Here is a 19,470-nt window from a genome sequence, read left to right on the forward strand (position 1 = left end):
GTTCCCCGATGGTCAAGCGTTCCGGCGTCGATGTCGTGGCTGCGGCTTCCCGCGGCCATGCATTGCCATCGCCCGGACTCAAGGAAGCGCCGGTGCTCGAGCTCATGTGCTCGCATTTCGTGCTCACCCTGGCGGCCAAGCAGGGGCCACGCTTCAATGTGCGCCGCGACCTGAACGGGCTGCTGTCGCTCACCGGCCGCCATCTCGTCTGGCCCTTGCCCGTGTTGCAACGGCTCCGCGAGTTTCTCGGGCGACGATGCGCCGGCAACGAAATCTGGAAGGGCGTCGAGGACTTCGATGGTCGCACGCTGCTGGAGCGCCACGGCGTCTGGCGCGGGCCCTATGAGGAAGGCACGCTGTTCTTCTATCTGGACGAATACGCCAAGGACCAGCCGAAGGACCTGCTGTCGGTGCTGTCGGTCACGCGCGACTGGCTCACCCATGCCCTGCGCAAGCAATCGACCCTGGTCGAGAAGAACATCGACGCGCTCGCCGGCTTGCTGCAACTCAACAAGGCCGAGCGCGCGCTCCTGCTCTACGGAACGCTCGCCCGCTACCAGCGTGACCTGCGCTCGCTGCTGGTCGAGTTCAAGGTCAACAACGCGCCCGAAGCCTATGCCGCCATCGCGGAAGTGGCCGGCGTCAACGCAAGCGAGGTGGGCGAGGCCCTGCGCGCGGGCTCGCGCCTGGAGCGCATCGGCCTGGTCGAGAACCTGATCTCGGAGCACAACATCACCGACCTCGCCGATCTCATGAAGGTCAGCGAGAAGCTTCCCCCGGTGCTGATGCGCGAATACCGCGACCGCAACGAACTCATGGCCGTGTTCACCCGCCCTTCGGCCAAGAGCGCGCTGTCGGTGCACGACTTTTCCTTCGTCGAGGACGATGCGCAAATGCTCGTCACGCTGTTGCGCGCGGCGGTGGCGCGCAGGGAGCCGGGCGTCAACGTGCTGCTCTACGGCCCGCCGGGCACCGGCAAGACCGAACTGGCCAAGGTCGTCGCGCAGGCCGCGGGCCTTGAACTGTTCGAAGTCGAATACGCGGACCGCGACGGCAATTCGCTGTCGGGCCGCGACCGCTATCGCTCGCTGCAGATCGCACAGGTGTTCCTCAAGGGCAGCGAGCAGGCCGCGCTGCTCTTCGACGAAGTGGAGGACGTCTTCCCTCCGATCAGTACCGAGGCGGCGCAGATCATGGCGCGCGCCGAGCAGATCCCCTCGCCGACCACCGGCAGCGTGAGCGGCAAGGCCTGGGTCAACCAGATCCTCGAATCGAATGCGGTGCCGACGCTGTGGGTCACCAACCGCATCGAGCAGATCGACCCGGCGTTCCGCCGTCGTTTCGCCTACCACCTCGAACTCAAGTCGCCGCCGCCCGGTGCGCGCGAGCAACTGGTGCGCAAGACGCTCGAAGGGGTCTCTGTGTCTGAAGCCTTCACCGCCAAGCTGGCGGGCCGCAAGGGCCTCACGCCCGCGCAGATCCGTACGGCGGTGCGCTTCGCCGAACTGGCGAAGACAGAAGGCAGCTCGGTCGAGATACTGATCGAGCGCCAGCTCAAGAATGCCGACCTGGCGCTGGGCACGCTCGACAGCCTCGGCGCGCGCCGCAGCGTCACGACCTACGACCTCGACATGCTGAACGTCGAGACCCGCTTCGAGATTCCGCGCATCGTCGAGGCGCTCAAGGCGCGCGGCCACGGCACGCTGTGCTTCTACGGCGCGCCGGGCACCGGCAAGACGGCACTCGCCGAACACATGGCCAAGACGATCGGCCGACCGCTGATCGTCAAGCAGGCGAGCGACCTGATGAGCAAGTACGTGGGCGAGACCGAACAGAACATGGCCGCGATGTTCAAGGAGGCGGAAGCCGAGAAGGCGATCCTCCTGCTCGACGAGGCCGACAGCTTCCTGCAGGACCGCCGCGGCGCACAACGCACCTACGAAGTGACCGAAGTCAACGAGATGCTGCAGGGCATGGAGCGCTTCGACGGCATCTTCGTGTGCACCACCAACCTGCTCGACCGCATCGACCAGGCGGCGTTGCGCCGCTTCACCTTCAAGATCAAGTTCATGCCGCTCACCGGTGACCAGCGCGAGCGCATGTTCGTCACCGAGGCACTCGACGGCGACGCGCTGCGCCTCACGAGCGAGATCAGGCACCGGCTGGCCAGGCTCCCGCAGCTTTGTCCCGGCGATTTCGCGGCGGTGAAGCGCCAGACGGATATCCTTGCGGTTTCGTTCTCGGCCGGCGAGTTCCTGGACCAGCTGGAAGCCGAGCATCGGATCAAGCCCGAGGTGCGCGAATCGCGTGGCATCGGCTTCGTCCAATAAGGCAAACACGCATGCGGCGCCGGACGCCGGTGCGCGCAAGGGAAAGCAATCGATGAGGGGTTTCCGGACCATGGGCCCGGCGCGCTGCGCCGCGGCCGCTGCCACGCTGGCTGTTGTTGCAATGCTCGCCGCGTGCGGCGGCGGTGGAGGTGGTGGGGGCGGCGTGGCCTTGCCCGTGGCCGCGGCGCCCTCGGCGCCCAGCGATGCATCGATCGTGCCGTCGTCGAGCGTTGCGGGGCAATGCGCCGCGCCGCGCTTCGGCGTCGATCCGGACACAGGTGCCGCGTTCCCGGACAAGCCCGGGTCGGTGGCCACCGAGAAGAGCTGGATCCGGGCATGGATCGATGAAACCTACCTGTGGTTCAACGACGTGCCGAGCGTCAACCCCACCGACTACACGACGCCCATCGACTACTTCTCGGCACTGAAGACGCCCAAGACAACGGCGAGCGGGCGCGCCAAGGACCGCTTTCATTTCACTTCCGATACCGCGGCCTACCGCGCCCTGTCGCAAAGCGGCGTCGAAGTCGGCTACGGCTTCGAGCCCGCCATCCTGAGCCCTGCGCCTCCGCGCGATATTCGCGTCGCCTACACCGAACCCGCTTCACCGGCGTCGCAGGCCGGGATCGACCGTGGCGCGCAGGTCATTGCGATCGACGGCATCGACGTCGCCGCCGGCTCGAATGTCGCCGGGCTCAATGCGGGCCTCACCCCGACGCGCGAAGGCGAGGCGCACAGCTTCACGCTGCGGGCGCCCGATGGCGGCGAACGCAGCGTCACGTTGACCGCCGCCCGGATCACGCGCACGCCGGTCCAGAACGTGAAGACGGTTTCGACCTCCGGCGGGCCGGTGGGCTATCTGCTCTTCAACGACCACATGGCCACCGCGGAATCGCAACTGATCGCGGCCGTCGATCAACTCAAGGGCGCGGGCATCGTCGACCTGGTGATCGACATGCGCTACAACGGCGGCGGCCTGCTCGACATTGCGAGCGAGCTTGCCTTCATGATCGCCTCGCCCGCTGCAACGACGGGAACCGTGTTCGAACGCCTGCAGTTCAACAACAAGAACCCGTTCGGATTCACGCCCGCGCAGGCGACCGTGCCCTTCTACGCGACCACGCGCGGATTTTCGACCTCCGCGGGCCAGGCGCTGCCGCAACTCGGCCTGTCGCGCGTCACCGTGCTCGCGGGCCCCGACATGTGCTCCGCCAGCGAGTCGGTCGTCAACAGCCTGCGAGGCGTGGGCGTGACGGTCAACCTCATCGGCGGCGCGACCTGCGGAAAACCGTACGGCTTCTTCCCGCAGGACAACTGCGGCACCACCTACTTCGCGATCCAGTTCCAGGGCGTCAACCAGCAGGGCTTCGGTGACTATGGTGACGGCTTCACTCCGACCTGCGCAGTGGCCGACGACTTCGGCCACGCACTGGGGGATCCGACGGAAGCGCGCCTCGCTGCCGCGCTCAGCTTCAGGGAAACCGGCGCCTGCCCGACGCCGTCGTCCAACAAGCTCGATGTCGCGCGCAGCAAGGCAGAGACGGGCGGCACGCCCTATCTCGTCAGATCGCCGATGCGCGAAAGCCGCCTCGTCACGCACCCCTAGCGCCCGTCGGTCAGAAGCTGGAACAGACGCGGAGCACGTCCGCTCCGTAGGCCTCCAGCTTCTTGCTGCCGATGCCGCTGATGCCTTGCAGATCTTCCAGCGTGGCCGGCGCTCGCTCGGCGATGGCCGCCAGCGTGGCGTCGTGGAAGATCACATAGGCCGGCAGGTTGTGCTCGCGTGCGACTTCGCCGCGCCAGGCCTTGAGTGCGGCAAAGCGAGCCTGGCCTGCCGTGTCGAGTGACGCAGCGGCGGGTGAAGGCGCACCGCGCGCTGTCTTCTCCCGACGCGGCTTGCGCTCCGCCGGCGAAGACACCGATTCGCGCAGCATCACCTGGACCTCGCCCTTCAGCACCGCGCGCGAGCCGTCGGTCAGTTGCAACGTATTGAAGGCCTGCGCATCGACCGACAACGCGCCGGTCGCGATCAGCTGGCGCAGCACGCCACGCAACTGCGGCTCGCTGAACTCGCTGCCGATGCCGAAGGTGCTCAAGCGTTCATGCCCGAACTGCTTGACCTTCTCGGTCTCCTTGCCGCGCAGGATGTCCATGATGTGCCCGGCGCCGAAACTGATGCCGCTTTGCTGCTGCACACGGTAGATGGTCGACAGCAGCTTGCGCGCCGCATCGGTGCCGTCCCACACCTGCGGCGGGTTCAGGCAGTTGTCGCAGTTGCCGCAGGGCGTGCTCTTCTCGCCAAAGTAGCCGAGCAGCCGAACGCGCCGGCAGTCGCTGGCTTCGGCGAGCGACAGCAGGGCGTCGAGCTTGCCGCGCATCACCTGCTTGAATTCCTCGCCGGCGGGGCTCTCGTCGATCATGCGGCGCTGGTTCACCACATCCTGCAGGCCGTAGGCCATCCAGGCATCGGCAGGCGCGCCGTCGCGGCCGGCACGGCCGGTTTCCTGGTAGTAGCCCTCGATGTTCTTCGGCATGTCGAGGTGGCCGACGAAGCGCACGTCGGGCTTGTCGATGCCCATGCCGAAGGCGATGGTCGCGACCATGACGATGCCTTCTTCGCGCAGGAAGCGGTCCTGGTGCTTCTGGCGCAGCGCGGCGTCCAGCCCTGCGTGATAGGGCAGGGCGTTGATGCCCGCGTCGCTGAGCGTCTGCGCGACGTCTTCCACCCGCTTGCGCGACTGGCAATAGACGACGCCCGCGTCGCCTTCGTGCTCGCGCTCGATGAAGCGCAGCAGTTGCGTGGTGGCTTCCTTCTTCTCGACGATGGTGTAGCGGATGTTCGGCCGGTCGAAGCTGGAGACGAACTGGCGTGCTTCTTCCAACTGGAGCCGCTCGACGATGTCCGCGCGCGTCAATGCGTCGGCCGTGGCGGTGAGCGCGATGCGCGGCACGCCGGCATAGCGCTCGTGGAGCACGGTCAGCGCGCGGTACTCTGGCCGGAAATCGTGGCCCCATTGGCTCACGCAATGCGCTTCGTCGATCGCGAACAGCGAGAGCTTGCCGCGCTCGTTGAGCGAATCGAGCTGCGACAGGAAGCGCGGCGTCGTCACGCGTTCGGGTGCCGCGTACAGCAGCGTGATCTCGCCGCGCAGCATGCGGCGCTCGACGTCCTGCGTCTGCTCCCAGTCCAGCGTGGAGTTGAGGAAGGCCGCGTTCACGCCGGCCTCGTGCAGTGCGCCGACCTGGTCGTGCATCAGCGCGATCAGCGGCGACACCACCACCGTCACGCCACGGCCTGCACGCTGGCGCGCGATGGCGGGGATCTGGTAGCACAGCGATTTGCCGCCGCCGGTCGGCATCAGCACCAGCGCGTCGCCGCCCGCTGTGACGTGGTCGACGATCGGCGCCTGGGGGCCGCGAAAGGCTGCGTAGCCGAAGACCTCCTGGAGGATCTGCTGCGGCTCGGGCGAAAGTGACGAAAGTGGCAAGGCGGACAAGATGCTATGGTTTTGATAGCTGCTCGCGCCCGCGGGGCGGGGGACCTGAAGCCCGGGTGGGCTCCGAACAGCACGCGTCCTCCCGGACCGCGCGCCGTGATTGTCTCAGCCTTCCCCGGCGCCGCGCCTCGCGGACTGGCATGCGCCTTGCGAACGTGGCTCTCGTTCGCTGCTGCGACTTCCTGTCTAGACAGCTTTTGGTGCATGAAACCGCTTTCGCGCACTGAGCAAGTGCAAGACGGGACTTGATCCGGATCGCAATTTCGGGTTAACCTGTATATACAGGTGCATCGCAGCGAATGAAACTCGGCGACCTGCTGGAATCCGCCCCCCATTCCGGGCCCAGCGAGCCGAACTTTTTGAAACGCAACAGGAGAACCTTGATGGTCATGACGGTCGGAAAAATCGCCTCGCTGATGGCGGCAGGTGCGTGCATCGCAGGCATGGCGGCGAGCGCCAACGCCGAGGAAACCAAGATCACCCTCGGCATGTCCGGCTGGACCGGCTTCGCGCCGCTCACGCTGGCCGACAAGGCCGGCATCTTCAAGAAGAACGGGCTGGACGTCGAACTGCGCATGATCCCGCAGAAGGACCGCCACCTCGCGCTGGCTTCCGGCGCCATCCAGTGCGCGGCCACCACGGTCGAGACGCATGTGGCCTGGAACGCCAACGGCGTGCCGATCGTGCAGATCTTCCAGATGGACAAGTCCTACGGCGCCGACGGCCTGGCCGTTCGCAACGACGTCAACACCTTCGCCGACCTCAAGGGCAAGGCGATCGGCGTCAGCGCACCGGGCACCGCGCCCTACTTCGGCCTGGCATGGATGCTCAACAAGAACGGCCTGACCATGAAGGACGTCAAGCTGGTCTCGCTCGAGCCGCAGCCCGCCGCCCAGGCCTTCGTCTCCGGCCAGAACGACGCCGCGATGACCTACGAGCCCTACCTCTCGACCGTGCGCGCCAACCCCGCCGCCGGCAAGATCCTCGCCACCACCCTCGACTACCCGATGGTGATGGACACGGTAGGCTGCGCACCCACCTGGCTCAAGACCAACGCCAAGGCCGCGCAGGCGCTGGCCAATTCGTACTTCGAGGCCGTCGAGATGATCAAGGCCGATCCGGCCAAGTCGAACGAGATCATGGGCGCCGCCGTCAAGCAGACGGGCGAGCAGTTCGCCAAGTCCTCGGCCTATCTGCGCTGGTCGGACAAGGCTGCCAACCAGAAGTTTTTCGCCACCGACATCGTTCCTTTCATGAAGGACGCGCAGGTCATCCTGCTGGAGTCGGGCGTGATCCGCAAGGCGCCTGACGACCTGGCCGCCACCTACGACATCAGCTACATCAAGTAAGAGACCGCCATGGACGCGACGCCTGTCATGAACTCTCCCAAGCCATTGGCATCTGCCGGGCCGGTCGCGTCGGCGGCGCCGCGCCGGCAACGCGCGCTGGCCCCACTCGAACCCGTCAGCGCGCGTGCGCGCTGGCTGCTCGGGCTGGGCTTCTTCGTGCTCTTCGTGGTCGTCTGGGCCTTTTTCACGCTCGGCGGCTTCGTGTCGCCGACCTTCCTGGCCAGCCCGATCACGATGCTGAAGGAGGGCGTGCTCCTCTTCACCGAATACAACTTCATCCACGACATCGGCATGACGGTGTGGCGCGTGTTCGGCGGCTTCGTGCTCGCGACCCTGATCGCGGTGCCGCTGGGCATCGCGATGGGCACGTGGAAGAGCGTCGAAGCCTTCTTCGAGCCCTTCGTTTCCTTCTGCCGCTACCTGCCGGCCTCGGCCTTCATTCCGCTGCTGATCCTGTGGGCCGGCATCGGGGAGGCGCAGAAGCTGCTCGTCATCTTCATCGGCTCGGTGTTCCAGGTCACGCTGATGGTGGCCGTCACCGTCGGCAGCGCACGCCGCGACCTGGTCGAGGCCGCCTACACCTTGGGCGCGAACAGTCGCGGCATCGTCATGCGGGTGCTGATTCCGGGCGCCGCGCCGGGCATTGCCGAGACGCTGCGCCTCGTGCTGGGCTGGGCCTGGACCTACGTCATCGTCGCCGAGCTGATCGGCTCGTCTTCCGGCATCGGCCACATGATCACGGACAGCCAGGCACTGCTGAACACCGGGCAGATCATCTTCGGGATCATCGTCATCGGCGTGATCGGGCTGATTTCCGACTTCGCCTTCAAGGCCCTGAACCGCCGTCTGTTTGCGTGGAGCACCATCTGATGAACCAGCTTTCCGTTCGCGGCGTGTCCCGCACCTTCACCGGCACGCGCGGCCAGAAGACGCAGGCGCTGCTGCCCATCGACTTCGAAGTGCGCGAGAACGACTTCGTCACCATCCTCGGCCCCTCGGGCTGCGGCAAGTCCACCCTGCTGCGCATCGTCGCGGGACTCGACTATCCGACCGACGGCCGTGTGCTGCTCGACGGCCAGACCATCGAAGGTCCGGGCGCCGACCGCGGCGTGGTGTTCCAGAGCTACACGCTCTTCCCCTGGCTCACGATTGCACAGAACATCCGCTTCGGCCTGCGCGAGCGCGGCATGAGCGAGGCCGAGCAGAAGGAGCGCAGCGACTTCTTCATCGCCAAGGTCGGCCTGCGCGGCTTCGAGAACCACTTCCCCAAGCAGCTTTCGGGCGGCATGCAACAGCGCACAGCGATCGCACGTGCGCTGGCCAACGACCCGAAGATCCTTCTGCTGGACGAGCCTTTCGGCGCGCTCGACAACCAGACCCGCGTGCTGATGCAGGAACTGCTGCTCGGCATCTGGGAGTCGGCCCGCAAGACGGTGCTCTTCGTTACGCACGACATCGACGAGGCGATCTTCATGGCGAACCGCGTCGCCGTGTTCAGCGCGCGGCCCGGCCGCATCAAGACCGAGATCGCGGTCGACTTCCCGCATCCACGCCACTACACGATCAAGACCTCGCCCGAGTTCATGGAGATCAAGGCACGCCTCACCGAAGAGATCCGCGCCGAGTCCATGGCTGCCGCAGAACACTGATTCGCATCGCCCGAAAGACCCCATGACCGCAGCCAGCCTTCGCAAAGCGCCCGAGCCACGCCAGACCGCACGCAAGTCCGCGGGCGCGGAAGCGCGCGAGGCGGCCAACTCGACGCTGCCCGCGATGGCGCTATATGAGCAGGTGAAGGCCTTCATCACGCACAAGATCCAGGACGGCTCCTGGGCGGCGGGCCATCGCCTGCCGTCGGAGAGCGAACTGGTCGCGCAGTTCGGCGTTGCGCGCATGACGGTCAATCGCGCATTGCGCGAGCTGGTGGAACAGGGCCGCATCGTGCGGGTCGCGGGAGTGGGCAGCTTCGTGGCCGAGGACAAGCCGCAATCGACGCTGCTGCAGATCGCCAACATTGCGAGCGAGATCCGCGATCGTGGCCACGACTACCGCTGCGAGTTCCTGGTGGCGGAGCGCATCGCGGCATCGCCCGATGTCGCGGTATGGCTCGACTTGCGTCCCGGCGAGTCGGTCTTCCACACCGTGTGTCTCCATCTGGAGAACGACATCCCGGTTCAACTCGAAGACCGCTACGTCAATCCCCGCGTGGTGCCGAACTTCCTCGACCAGGATTTCTCGACCATCCCGCCGAGCGAATACCTGGTGCGCAACGTGCCCTTCGACCAGATCGAACACGTGGTCGATGCGGTGCTGCCGACGCCCGAGCAGGCGGAGCGTCTCGGCATGCCGGTGACCGATCCCTGCCTGCTGCTCACGCGCCGCACCTGGACGCGCACCACGCCGGTGACGATGGTGCGCTGCCTGCATCCCGCGTCTCGCTACCGGCTTGGCAGCCGGTTCCGCGCCGACGGCAACCCTTCCTTCGGCTGATCGAGGCCGGCCCGTACCGCTTCGGCCCCATGCCGCAACCACTTGTATAGACAGGTAGCCCTCCATGAACCACACCACACCCTCCGACGCCGCAACCCTCGTGCTCACACCCGGCGAGGTCGATCTGGCGGCACTGCGTCGCGTGCACGCCGGCGGTGTGCAGCTCACGCTCGATCCTTCGGCGCGCGCAGGCCTCCTGGCCGCACAAGCGACGGTCCGCAAGATCGTCGAGTCGGGCGATGTGGTCTACGGCATCAACACCGGCTTCGGCAAGCTGGCGCAGACCATCATCCCGACCGAGCGCCTGGCCGAGTTGCAACGCAACCTCGTGCTGTCGCACAGCGCCGGCACGGGCGAGCCGCTGGCCGCAGGCGTCGTGCGGCTGGTGCTCGCGACCAAGGCCGTCAGCCTGGCGCGCGGCCACTCCGGCGTACGGCCGGAGATCGTCGATGCGCTGCTCGGCCTGTGCAATGCGGGCCTGTTGCCGCGCATTCCGTCCAAGGGTTCCGTTGGTGCATCGGGTGACCTGGCGCCGCTCGCGCACCTGGCCTGCGTGCTGATCGGCGAGGGTGAAGTTACGACGCCGCAGGGCGAAGTGATCGGTGGTGCCGAGGCCCTGCGCCTCATCGGCCTGACGCCCTTCGTGCTCGGCCCCAAGGAAGGTCTCGCATTGCTCAACGGCACGCAGGTGTCGACGGCGCTCGCGCTGACCGGTCTCTTCGGCGCCGAGGACGTGTTCGCAGCCGGCCTGATGGCGGGCGCGTTGTCGCTCGAAGCCATCCAGGGGTCGATCAAGCCTTTCGATGCACGCATCCACGCGGCGCGTGGGCAGCCGGGACAGATGGCCGTCGCCGGCGCGGTGCGCGAACTGCTCGACGGCAGCGAGATCGTGCCGTCGCACGCCGACTGCGGACGGGTGCAGGACCCGTACTCCATCCGCTGCGTGCCGCAGGTGATGGGCGCCTGCCTCGACAATCTCTTCCATGCCGCACGTGTGCTGCGCACCGAAGCCAATGCCGCATCGGACAACCCGCTGGTCTTCGACAACGGCGACGTGATCTCCGGCGGCAACTTCCACGCCGAGCCGGTGGCGTTCGCGGCCGACATCATCGCGCTGTCGATCAGCGAGATCGGCGCGATCTCCGAGCGCCGCATGGCGCTGCTGCTCGACAGTGGCCTGTCGGGCCTGCCGCCTTTCCTGGTGCGCGACGGCGGCGTCAACTCCGGCTTCATGATCGCGCAGGTCACGGCCGCGGCGCTGGCCTCGGAAAACAAGTCGCTCGCGCATCCCGCGAGCGTCGACAGCCTGCCGACTTCTGCGAACCAGGAAGACCATGTGTCGATGGCGACCTTCGCGGGCCGCCGCCTCGCCGACATGGTCGAGAACACGGCCGTAGTCGTCGGCATCGAAGCCATGGCCGCAGTACAAGGCATCGAACTCAAACGTGGGCCCAAGAGCTCGCCGACCCTTGAGTCGGAGTTCACAGCCATTCGCGAGCGTGTCCCGTTCATCGACCAGGACATCTTCTTCGCACCGTGCATCGAAGCCATGCGCACCTGGGCGCGCCAGAGCCAGTGGCCCGACGCCGTGCAGTCCATCCTCCCCAGCCACGCCTGAATCAACGATCAAGTTCCGTCATCGAAAGGACACTCGCCATGAACGCACCCGACAAATTCCTCGCCGCCAAGGCAGATCCCCGCCATGACGCGAGCCGCGTGATCCGTTCGCCTCGCGGCAATACGCTGACTTGCAAGAGCTGGCTCACCGAGGCGCCGTTCCGCATGCTGCAGAACAACCTCGACCCCGAAGTCGCGGAGCGTCCGCAGGACCTCGTGGTCTACGGCGGCATCGGCCGTGCGGCGCGCGACTGGGCCTGCTTCGACCAGATCCTCGCCTCGCTCAAGGAACTCAACGACGACGAGACCCTGCTGATCCAGTCCGGCAAGCCAGTGGGCGTATTCAAGACCCATGAGAACGCACCGCGCGTGCTGCTCGCCAACTCGAACCTCGTGCCGAAGTGGGCCACCTGGGAGCACTTCAGCGAGCTCGACCGCAAGGGCCTGATGATGTACGGCCAAATGACTGCTGGCAGCTGGATCTACATCGGCAGCCAGGGCATCGTGCAAGGCACCTTCGAGACCTTCGTCGAAGCCGGTCGCCAGCACTACAACGACGACCTCTCGGGCAAGTGGATCCTGACCGCCGGCCTCGGCGGCATGGGCGGCGCGCAGCCGCTGGCGGCCACGCTCGCCGGCGCCGTGTCGCTCAACATCGAATGCCAGCAGGCCAGCATCGACTTCCGCCTGCGCACGCGCTACCTCGACAAGCAGGCAAAGGACATCGACGACGCGATCGCGCTGATCAAGCAGCACACGGCCGCCAAGGAAGCCGTGTCGATCGGCCTGCTCGGCAATGCGGCCGAGATCCTGCCCGAGCTGGTGAAGCGCGCCAAGGCCGGCGGCATCAAGCCCGACCTCGTGACCGACCAGACCTCCGCGCACGACCTCGCCAGCGGCTACCTGCCGATCGGCTGGACGCTCGCCCAGTGGGAGGCCGCGAAGGCCGACGCGACGCAGCACCCCACGCTGCGCAAGGCGGCCGCCAAGTCCTGCGCGGTGCACGTGCAGGCCATGCTCGACTTCCAGGCGATGGGCATTCCAACCGTCGACTACGGCAACAACATCCGCCAGGTCGCGCTCGACGAAGGCGTGAAGAACGCCTTCGACTTCCCCGGTTTCGTGCCGGCCTACATCCGTCCGCTGTTCTGCGAAGGCAAGGGCCCGTTCCGCTGGGTGGCGCTCTCGGGCGATCCGGAAGACATCTACAAGACCGACGCCAAGATCAAGGAACTGTTCCCCGAGAACAAGCACACGCATCGCTGGCTCGACATGGCGCGCGAACGCATCGCCTTCCAGGGCCTGCCCGCGCGCATCTGCTGGCTAGGCCTGGGCGAGCGCCACAAGGCCGGCCTCGCGTTCAACGAGATGGTGAAGAACGGCGAGTTGAAGGGCCCGATCGTGATCGGCCGCGACCACCTGGACACCGGCTCGGTCGCCAGCCCCAACCGCGAGACCGAATCCATGAAGGACGGCTCCGATGCCGTCTCCGACTGGCCGCTGCTCAATGCGCTGCTCAACACGGCGGGCGGCGCGACCTGGGTCAGCCTGCATCATGGTGGTGGCGTGGGCATGGGCTACTCGCAGCACTCCGGCGTGGTGATCGTCTGCGACGGCACCGACGCCGCCGCCAAGCGCGTCGAGCGCGTGCTGTGGAACGACCCGGCCACGGGCGTGATGCGCCATGCCGATGCCGGCTACGACATCGCCGTCGAGACCGCGAAGAAGCAGGGCCTGAACCTGCCCATGATCAAGTAAGCAGCGCCGGGCGACGGAGAGTGACAGTGCATCGCTTCGACATCGCCTCGCTGTCCGCGGCTCCGTGGAAGAACGGCGGCGGCGTGACGCGCGAGATCGTCTGCTCCCCGCCCGGTGCCGGCATGGAGGGCTTCGACTGGCGCGTGAGCATCGCGACCATCGACAAGCCCGGGCCGTTCTCGGCCTTCGCCGGCGTGGATCGCGTGATCATGCTGCTGGATGGGGCGGGCGTGCATCTTCGCGCGCCGGATGGGCATCTCGACCATCGGCTCGAAGTCCCGCATGTGCCGTTCGCCTTCAGCGGCGACGTGGCGCTGGATTGCGAACTGCTTGGTGGCACATCGACGGACTTCAACGTGATGTCGCGCCGAGGCCGGCTGCGTGCGGACGTCCGGGTGTTGCGGGAGAGCGAGCCCATCGCGCCAGTCGATCGCGGACTTCTACTGGCGCTGCGCGGGCAGTGGCAACTGAACGGCATCGTTTGCGAGCCGGGCGCCGGCCTCTGGTGGGACGGCGAACTTCAGGCGTGGCACGCCATATCGGGCGACGCCGATGCCGCACTCGTCGCGGTGCGGCTCGAACCCACGACAACTTCCAGCGACGGAGCACCATGACCCATTCCGAACTTCCCTCAGCCGACGGCGTCTGGGAACATCTGCGGATCGCCCCCGGTACGCTCGCCGACGAGAAGACGGTCGACGCAGAAGCGGCCATCGTCGTTGCCGCCGGAAAGATCGCGTGGATCGGCGCCAGCGCCGACTTGCCCGGTGATTTCGCCGCGCTGCCGCGATTCGATGGCCGCGATGCGCTCGTCACGCCGGGCCTGATCGATTGCCACACGCACCTGGTCTATGGCGGACAACGCGCCAACGAGTTCGCGATGCGGCTCGCCGGTGCGACCTACGAAGAGGTTGCGAAAGCAGGCGGCGGCATCGTCTCTTCGGTGCGGGCCACGCGCGAAGCCGACGAAGACACGCTCTACGCACAAGCTGCGCAGCGCCTCGAACAGTTGCTCGCCGACGGCGTGTGCGCCATCGAGATCAAGTCGGGCTACGGCCTTGCGCTCGAACACGAGCGCAAGCAGTTGCGCGTGGCGCGTCGGCTGGGCGAGACGCATGACGTCACGGTGCGCACCACCTTCCTCGGCGCACATGCACTACCACCCGAATACGCGGGCCGCAGTGGCGACTACATCGATCTCGTCTGCAACGAGATGCTGCCAGCGCTGGCAGCCGAAGGATTGGTGGACGCGGTGGACGTCTTCTGCGAACGCATCGCCTTCTCGCTGGCCGAGACCGAGCGCGTATTCCAGGCCGCCAAGGCGCTGGGCCTGCCGGTCAAGCTGCATGCCGAGCAGCTCTCGGACATGGGGGGCGCCGCGCTGGCGGCACGCTACGGTGCGCTGTCCTGCGATCACATCGAGCATCTCTCCGCCGAAGGCATTGCCGCGATGCGCGAGGCCGGCACGGTGGCGGTGCTGCTGCCGGGCGCCTACTACACGCTGCGCGACACACACCTTCCGCCGATCGAGGCGCTGCGTGCTGCCGGGGTTCCGATGGCGGTGTCCACCGATCACAACCCCGGTACCTCGCCCGCGCTGAGCCTGCTGCTGATGGTCAACATGGCCTGCACCTTGTTCCGCCTGACGGTGCCCGAGGCGCTGGCCGGCGTGACCCGTCATGCAGCGCGTGCGCTCGGACTGCAGGACACGCACGGCGCGCTGGCGGCCGGCCGGCCTGCCAACTTCGTGCTGTGGCAGCTTCGCGAGAGTGCGGAACTGGCGTACTGGTTCGGCCAGCAGCCCGCGCGCACGATCGTCCGGCAAGGCCGGATCGCGTCCGTGTCGCAACGCTGAGTCGGGAAAGACATGTCATCGACCTCTCTCTTCGCTGCCGACGCGCTGCTGCCCAAGGGTTGGGCGCGCAATGTCCTGCTTGAATGGAATGCCGCCGGCGAACTGTCGGCCGTCACGCCGGACTCCGCGCCCGGCGGCAACACGCCACGCGCATCGGGACCGGTGCTGCCCGGCATGCCCAACCTCCATTCGCACGCCTTTCAGCGCGCCTTCGGCGGCCTGACCGAATTCCGCGGCGCTGCGCAGGACAGCTTCTGGAGCTGGCGCACGCTGATGTACCGCTTCGCCGCGAAGATCTCGCCGGAGCAGGTCGAAGCGATCGCCACTTGGCTCTACATCGAGATGCTCGAAGCCGGCTACACCTCGGTGTGCGAATTCCACTACCTGCATCACGATGCCGACGGAAAGCCTTACGCGGATGACGCCACGCTCGCACTTGCGCTGATGCGCGCCGCGCGACGCGCCGGCATCGGGCTCACGCTGCTGCCGGTGCTCTACCAGACCAGCGGATTCGGCGCACTGCCGCCCAGCGAGGGCCAGCGACGCTTCATTCGTTCCACCGAATCGATGCTGCGCCTGCTGGAGCGGCTGCATCCGCTGTGCCAGGAGCAGGGTGCCCGACTCGGCCTCGCGCCGCATTCCCTGCGCGCAGTTCCCCCCGAAGGCCTTCGCGATGTGATTGTGGGACTGGACGCGATCGATGCGACCGCACCGATCCACATCCACATCGCCGAACAGACCGGCGAAGTCGATGCCTGCGTGGCATGGAGCGGTCAGCGCCCGGTGGCCTGGCTGCTCGACCACGCGCCAGTCGATGCGCGCTGGTGCCTCGTGCACGCAACCCACATGGATCCGGACGAGTACCGCCGCGCGGCCGCGACGGGTGCCGTCGCGGGGCTTTGCCCGACAACCGAAGCCAACCTCGGCGACGGCATCTTCGATTTCAACGCATGGCGCGCGGCCGGCGGACGGTGGGGCATCGGTTCCGACAGCCACGCCTGCGTCAATGCCGCGGAAGAACTGCTGATGCTGGAATACGGCCAGCGCCTCTCGACCCGGCAGCGCAACGTGGGCGCCGACGCCGCGCATCGCGAAGTCGCGACCGCGCTGACGCTTTCAGCGGTGCAGGGCGGTGCACAGGCCGCGGGCCGCGCCGTTGGCGGACTCGCGGCAGGCCAGCAGGCCGACTTCGTCGTGCTCGACGCGGCGCATGTGGCGTTGCAGGGCCTTGCCGCGCCGGAAATGCTTTCGTCGCACGTGTTCGCGAGCCATCGAACGTCCGCCATCGACGCCGCATGGGTCGCCGGCCGGTCGCAGGTCACCGCCGCACGCCATGTTTTGCACGACGAAGCCGCAGCGGCCTTCGTGGCCGCGCGCAGCCAACTTCTCGCCAAGGATTGAGCCCCATGCCTTTCACCACCACCGAACCTCCGTTCCGCTTCCGTCGCGGCACGCGTCCGTTGCTGATCTCGATGCCGCACGTCGGCACCCACGTGCCGCCGCAGCTCGCGGCGCGCCTCAGCGACGAGGCACGCCGCGTGCCCGACACCGACTGGCACCTGGAGCGCCTGTACGACTTCGCCGACGAACTGGGTGCGTCGGTACTTGTCGCGACGCATTCGCGCTACGTGGTCGACCTCAACCGTCCGCCCGATGGTGCGAGCCTGTACCCGGGGCAGAGCGTCACCGGCCTGTGCCCGGTCGATACCTTCGACGACACGCCCCTCTATCCCGCAGGCGATGTGCCTGACGATGCCGAGATCGCGGCGCGCCGCGAAGCGATCTGGCAACCCTATCACCGGCAGTTGGCCGACGAACTCGCGCGCATCAAGGCGCAGCACGGCATCGCCGCGCTGTGGGATGCGCATTCGATCCGATCGGTGTTGCCGCGCTTCTTCGAGGGCAAGCTGCCCGACCTGAACCTGGGCACCGCCCAGGGCGCCAGCTGCGATCCGGCGCTTGCGCAGGCGCTGCTGGGTGTCGCCAGGGAGGCGACCAGTTTTACGAGCGTGCTCAACGGGCGCTTCACCGGCGGCTACATCACGCGCCATCATGGCCAGCCTGCGCAGGGCGTGCACGCGGTGCAGCTCGAGATGACGCAGTGCAGCTACATGCAGGAGGCATTGCCCTTCGACTATCTGCCCGAGGTTGCGGCCCGCGTGCAACCGCATGTGAAGCGCCTGCTCGCCACGGTGCTCGATTTCGTCGAAGCGCGTCGCAGCTGAGCGCGCCCCGATCGCGGGCGAACTGCCCCCTCCGCGCGCGTCCGTCGGGCGCGCCAGATCCTCATCAACTGCCGAACCCCGGGAAGGTTTTCGATCCATGAACGCTGCCGCCATTCGCGATCTCGTGCGCCCCGAGGTGCCCGCGCTTCCAGCCTACAACGCGGGCCTGTCGTCGGAGGCCGTGCGTTCGCGCTACGGCGTCGACCGGATCGCACGCCTCGCGAGCAACGAGAACCCGTTCGGCGCGAGCCCCGCGGTCGCGCGTGCGCTGGCAGGACTGGCGCTGCGCGTGGGCACGTACCCGGATGCGAATTGCACTGCATTGCGGGGCGCCATTGCCGAACGGACCGGCGCGAGCACGGAGCAGATCATCATCGGCAACGGCTCCGAGTCCATCCTGCAGATGCTTTGCCAGGCCTTTCTCTCGCCCGGCGACCGCGTGCTCACGCAGCGACCCGCCTTCGGCCTGCACGAGATCTATCCGCGGATGATGGGTGCGCAGGTCGAGTTGCTGGCGCTCACGCCCGCGCTCGAATTCGATCTCGAAGCCTGGTGCGAGGCGCTGGCACGCGGACCGAAGATCGCGATGCTGGCAAATCCTTCCAACCCCGTGGGGTGCATGTTCGATGCGCAAGCGTTTACTCGACTGGTCGACGCGACGCCAGCCGGGACGCTGCTGGTGATCGATGAGGCTTACTACGAATACGCGCAGCGTGAACGCAGCTTTCCCGATGCGCTGGCGGTGCTGCGTGCCCAGCAGCGTCCGTGGATCGTGCTGCGTACCTTCTCGAAAGCCTGGGGGCTGGCGGGTCTGCGCGTCGGCTACGGCATCGCATCGGACGCCTCGCTGATCCAATGGCTCGACCGGGTGCGCACGCCCTTCAATGTCAACGAGCCTGCGCAGGCCGCTGCGCTGGCCGCATGGGGCGACGAGATCTTCATGACGCAGACGGTCGCGGAGACGGTGAAGCTGCGCGAAGCGCTCGTCGAACAACTGCACGCGCTGGCGCTGCCCGGACTGCGCATCGCGCCGTCGGCGGCCAACTTCCTGTTCATCGACCTGGGGCGGCCCAACGGGCCGGTGAATGAGGCGCTCCTGGCGCGGGGCATCATCGTCAAGCCGTGGAAGGAAGCAGGCTTCGAGAGCTTCATTCGCGTGTCGATCGGCTCCGCGGACGACAACGCGCGCTTCCTTCGCGCGCTGGGCGAGATCGGCGTATCGCAGGCGTAGGGGCGCCGACAAGACCCGCCGCCGCGGCGGGACGGGAGGCGCTTTCTACAATCGGGCGCATGAAGCCCATCGCCTACACCCGCGCGCAGCAACTGCCCGCCATCCTCGCCCAACGCATCGCCATCCTCGACGGCGCGATGGGCACGATGATCCAGCGCTTCAAGCTGACGGAAGAGCAGTACCGCGGTGAGCGGTTCAAGGACTTCCCACGCGACGTCAAGGGCAACAACGAACTTCTCTCGCTGACCCGGCCCGACGTGATCCGCGACATCCATGAAAGCTACCTGGCCGCCGGCGCCGACCTGATCGAGACCAACACCTTCGGCGCGACCCGGATCGCGCAGGAAGACTACAGGATGGCCGATCTCGCGCGCGAGATGAACCTCGAATCCGCCAAGCTCGCGCGCGCCGCCTGCGACAAGTTCAGCACGCCGGACAAGCCGCGCTTCGTCGCTGGCGCCCTCGGCCCGACGCCCAAGACGGCGAGCATCAGCCCCGACGTGAACGACCCTGGCGCGCGGAACGTGAGCTTCGAGGAACTGCGCGCGTCCTACTACGAGCAGGTCGAGGCGCTGGTCCAAGGCGGCGCCGACGTGATCCTGGTCGAGACGATCTTCGACACGCTCAATGCGAAGGCCGCGCTGTTCGCGGTCGACGAGTATTTCGAAGCCAGCGGCGAGCGCCTGCCCCTCATCATCAGCGGCACCGTCACCGACGCTTCGGGCCGCATCCTCAGCGGCCAGACCGTCACGGCGTTCTGGCACAGCGTGCGGCACGCGCAGCCACTGGCCATCGGCCTCAACTGCGCGCTCGGCGCCGCGCTGATGCGGCCCTACATCCAGGAACTGGCGCGCGTGGCGGACGACACCTTCATCAGCTGCTACCCCAACGCCGGCCTGCCCAATCCGATGAGCGAAACGGGCTTCGATGAAACGCCTGACGTGACCTCGCGCCTGCTGCACGAGTTCGCGGCCGAGGGGCTGGTCAACATCGTCGGCGGTTGCTGCGGCACGACGCCTGAACACATCAGTGCCATCGGGCAGGCGGTCGCTCCGATTGCGGGCCGCACTCTTCATCGCGCCGCCTTCTACAGCGAAGCGGCCTGAGCGCCTCGCACC

At 67.2% G+C, this 19,470-nt stretch carries 15 protein-coding genes; 14 read left to right on the forward strand and 1 reads right to left on the reverse strand.

The features are described 5' to 3' along the window. Nucleotides 1-8 precede the first annotated feature (8 nt). Nucleotides 9-2,330: an ATP-binding protein gene (locus tag AC1D3B_RS15080; RefSeq protein WP_478191472.1), complete on the forward strand. Its 2,322-nt coding sequence runs from the start codon at nt 9-11 to the stop codon at nt 2,328-2,330. Between the two features lie 52 nt (nt 2,331-2,382). Next, entirely contained in the window at nt 2,383-3,936 is a 1,554-nt protein-coding gene (locus AC1D3B_RS15085; protein ID WP_478191473.1) for a S41 family peptidase, read from the forward strand. Nucleotides 3,937-3,946: 10 nt separating this feature from the next. Here AC1D3B_RS15085 and recQ read toward each other — a convergent pair whose 3' ends face one another. Further along, nucleotides 3,947-5,827, reverse strand: coding sequence for a DNA helicase RecQ (gene recQ / locus AC1D3B_RS15090; RefSeq protein WP_478191474.1), 1,881 nt, complete (start codon nt 5,825-5,827; stop codon nt 3,947-3,949). A 383-nt stretch (nt 5,828-6,210) separates the two neighbouring features. Between recQ and AC1D3B_RS15095 the strand changes: the two genes are divergently transcribed. The 12 genes from AC1D3B_RS15095 (at nt 6,211) to AC1D3B_RS15150 (ending at nt 19,458) form a co-directional block, all read left to right on the forward strand. After that, nucleotides 6,211-7,176 (forward strand): ABC transporter substrate-binding protein, encoded by a 966-nt coding sequence (locus AC1D3B_RS15095; protein ID WP_478191475.1) that lies wholly within the window; start codon nt 6,211-6,213, stop codon nt 7,174-7,176. Nucleotides 7,177-7,203: 27 nt separating this feature from the next. Further along, nucleotides 7,204-8,046: an ABC transporter permease gene (locus AC1D3B_RS15100; protein WP_478191602.1), complete on the forward strand. Its 843-nt coding sequence runs from the start codon at nt 7,204-7,206 to the stop codon at nt 8,044-8,046. After that, entirely contained in the window at nt 8,046-8,825 is a 780-nt protein-coding gene (locus AC1D3B_RS15105; RefSeq protein ID WP_478191476.1) for an ABC transporter ATP-binding protein, read from the forward strand. Before AC1D3B_RS15100 ends, AC1D3B_RS15105 begins: the two co-directional genes overlap by 1 nt. A gap of 124 nt (nt 8,826-8,949) precedes the next feature. Beyond that, on the forward strand, nt 8,950-9,666 hold the full coding sequence (gene hutC / locus AC1D3B_RS15110; protein WP_478191603.1) for a histidine utilization repressor: 717 nt from the start codon (nt 8,950-8,952) through the stop codon (nt 9,664-9,666). 64 nt (nt 9,667-9,730) lie between these two features. After that, entirely contained in the window at nt 9,731-11,284 is a 1,554-nt protein-coding gene (gene hutH / locus AC1D3B_RS15115; protein ID WP_478191477.1) for a histidine ammonia-lyase, read from the forward strand. 38 nt (nt 11,285-11,322) lie between these two features. Continuing rightward, nucleotides 11,323-13,041 (forward strand): urocanate hydratase, encoded by a 1,719-nt coding sequence (gene hutU, locus AC1D3B_RS15120; protein ID WP_478191478.1) that lies wholly within the window; start codon nt 11,323-11,325, stop codon nt 13,039-13,041. Between the two features lie 26 nt (nt 13,042-13,067). After that, complete coding sequence (locus AC1D3B_RS15125; RefSeq protein WP_478191479.1) at nt 13,068-13,655, forward strand: HutD/Ves family protein; 588 nt, start codon at nt 13,068-13,070, stop codon at nt 13,653-13,655. Beyond that, complete coding sequence (hutI, locus tag AC1D3B_RS15130; RefSeq protein ID WP_478191480.1) at nt 13,652-14,896, forward strand: imidazolonepropionase; 1,245 nt, start codon at nt 13,652-13,654, stop codon at nt 14,894-14,896. The genes AC1D3B_RS15125 and hutI overlap by 4 nt, the downstream gene beginning before the upstream one ends. Before the next feature lie 12 nt (nt 14,897-14,908). After that, on the forward strand, nt 14,909-16,297 hold the full coding sequence (locus AC1D3B_RS15135) for a formimidoylglutamate deiminase (protein WP_478191481.1): 1,389 nt from the start codon (nt 14,909-14,911) through the stop codon (nt 16,295-16,297). Between the two features lie 5 nt (nt 16,298-16,302). After that, a complete protein-coding gene (gene hutG, locus AC1D3B_RS15140) occupies nt 16,303-17,121 on the forward strand; it encodes an N-formylglutamate deformylase (RefSeq protein WP_478191482.1) in 819 nt (272 codons plus the stop codon). Nucleotides 17,122-17,218: 97 nt separating this feature from the next. Beyond that, complete coding sequence (locus AC1D3B_RS15145) at nt 17,219-18,352, forward strand: histidinol-phosphate transaminase (protein WP_478191483.1); 1,134 nt, start codon at nt 17,219-17,221, stop codon at nt 18,350-18,352. A 59-nt stretch (nt 18,353-18,411) separates the two neighbouring features. Next, entirely contained in the window at nt 18,412-19,458 is a 1,047-nt protein-coding gene (locus AC1D3B_RS15150) for a homocysteine S-methyltransferase family protein (RefSeq protein ID WP_478191484.1), read from the forward strand. Nucleotides 19,459-19,470 lie beyond the last annotated feature (12 nt).

This window comes from Variovorax sp. P5_A3 (assembly GCF_056400665.1).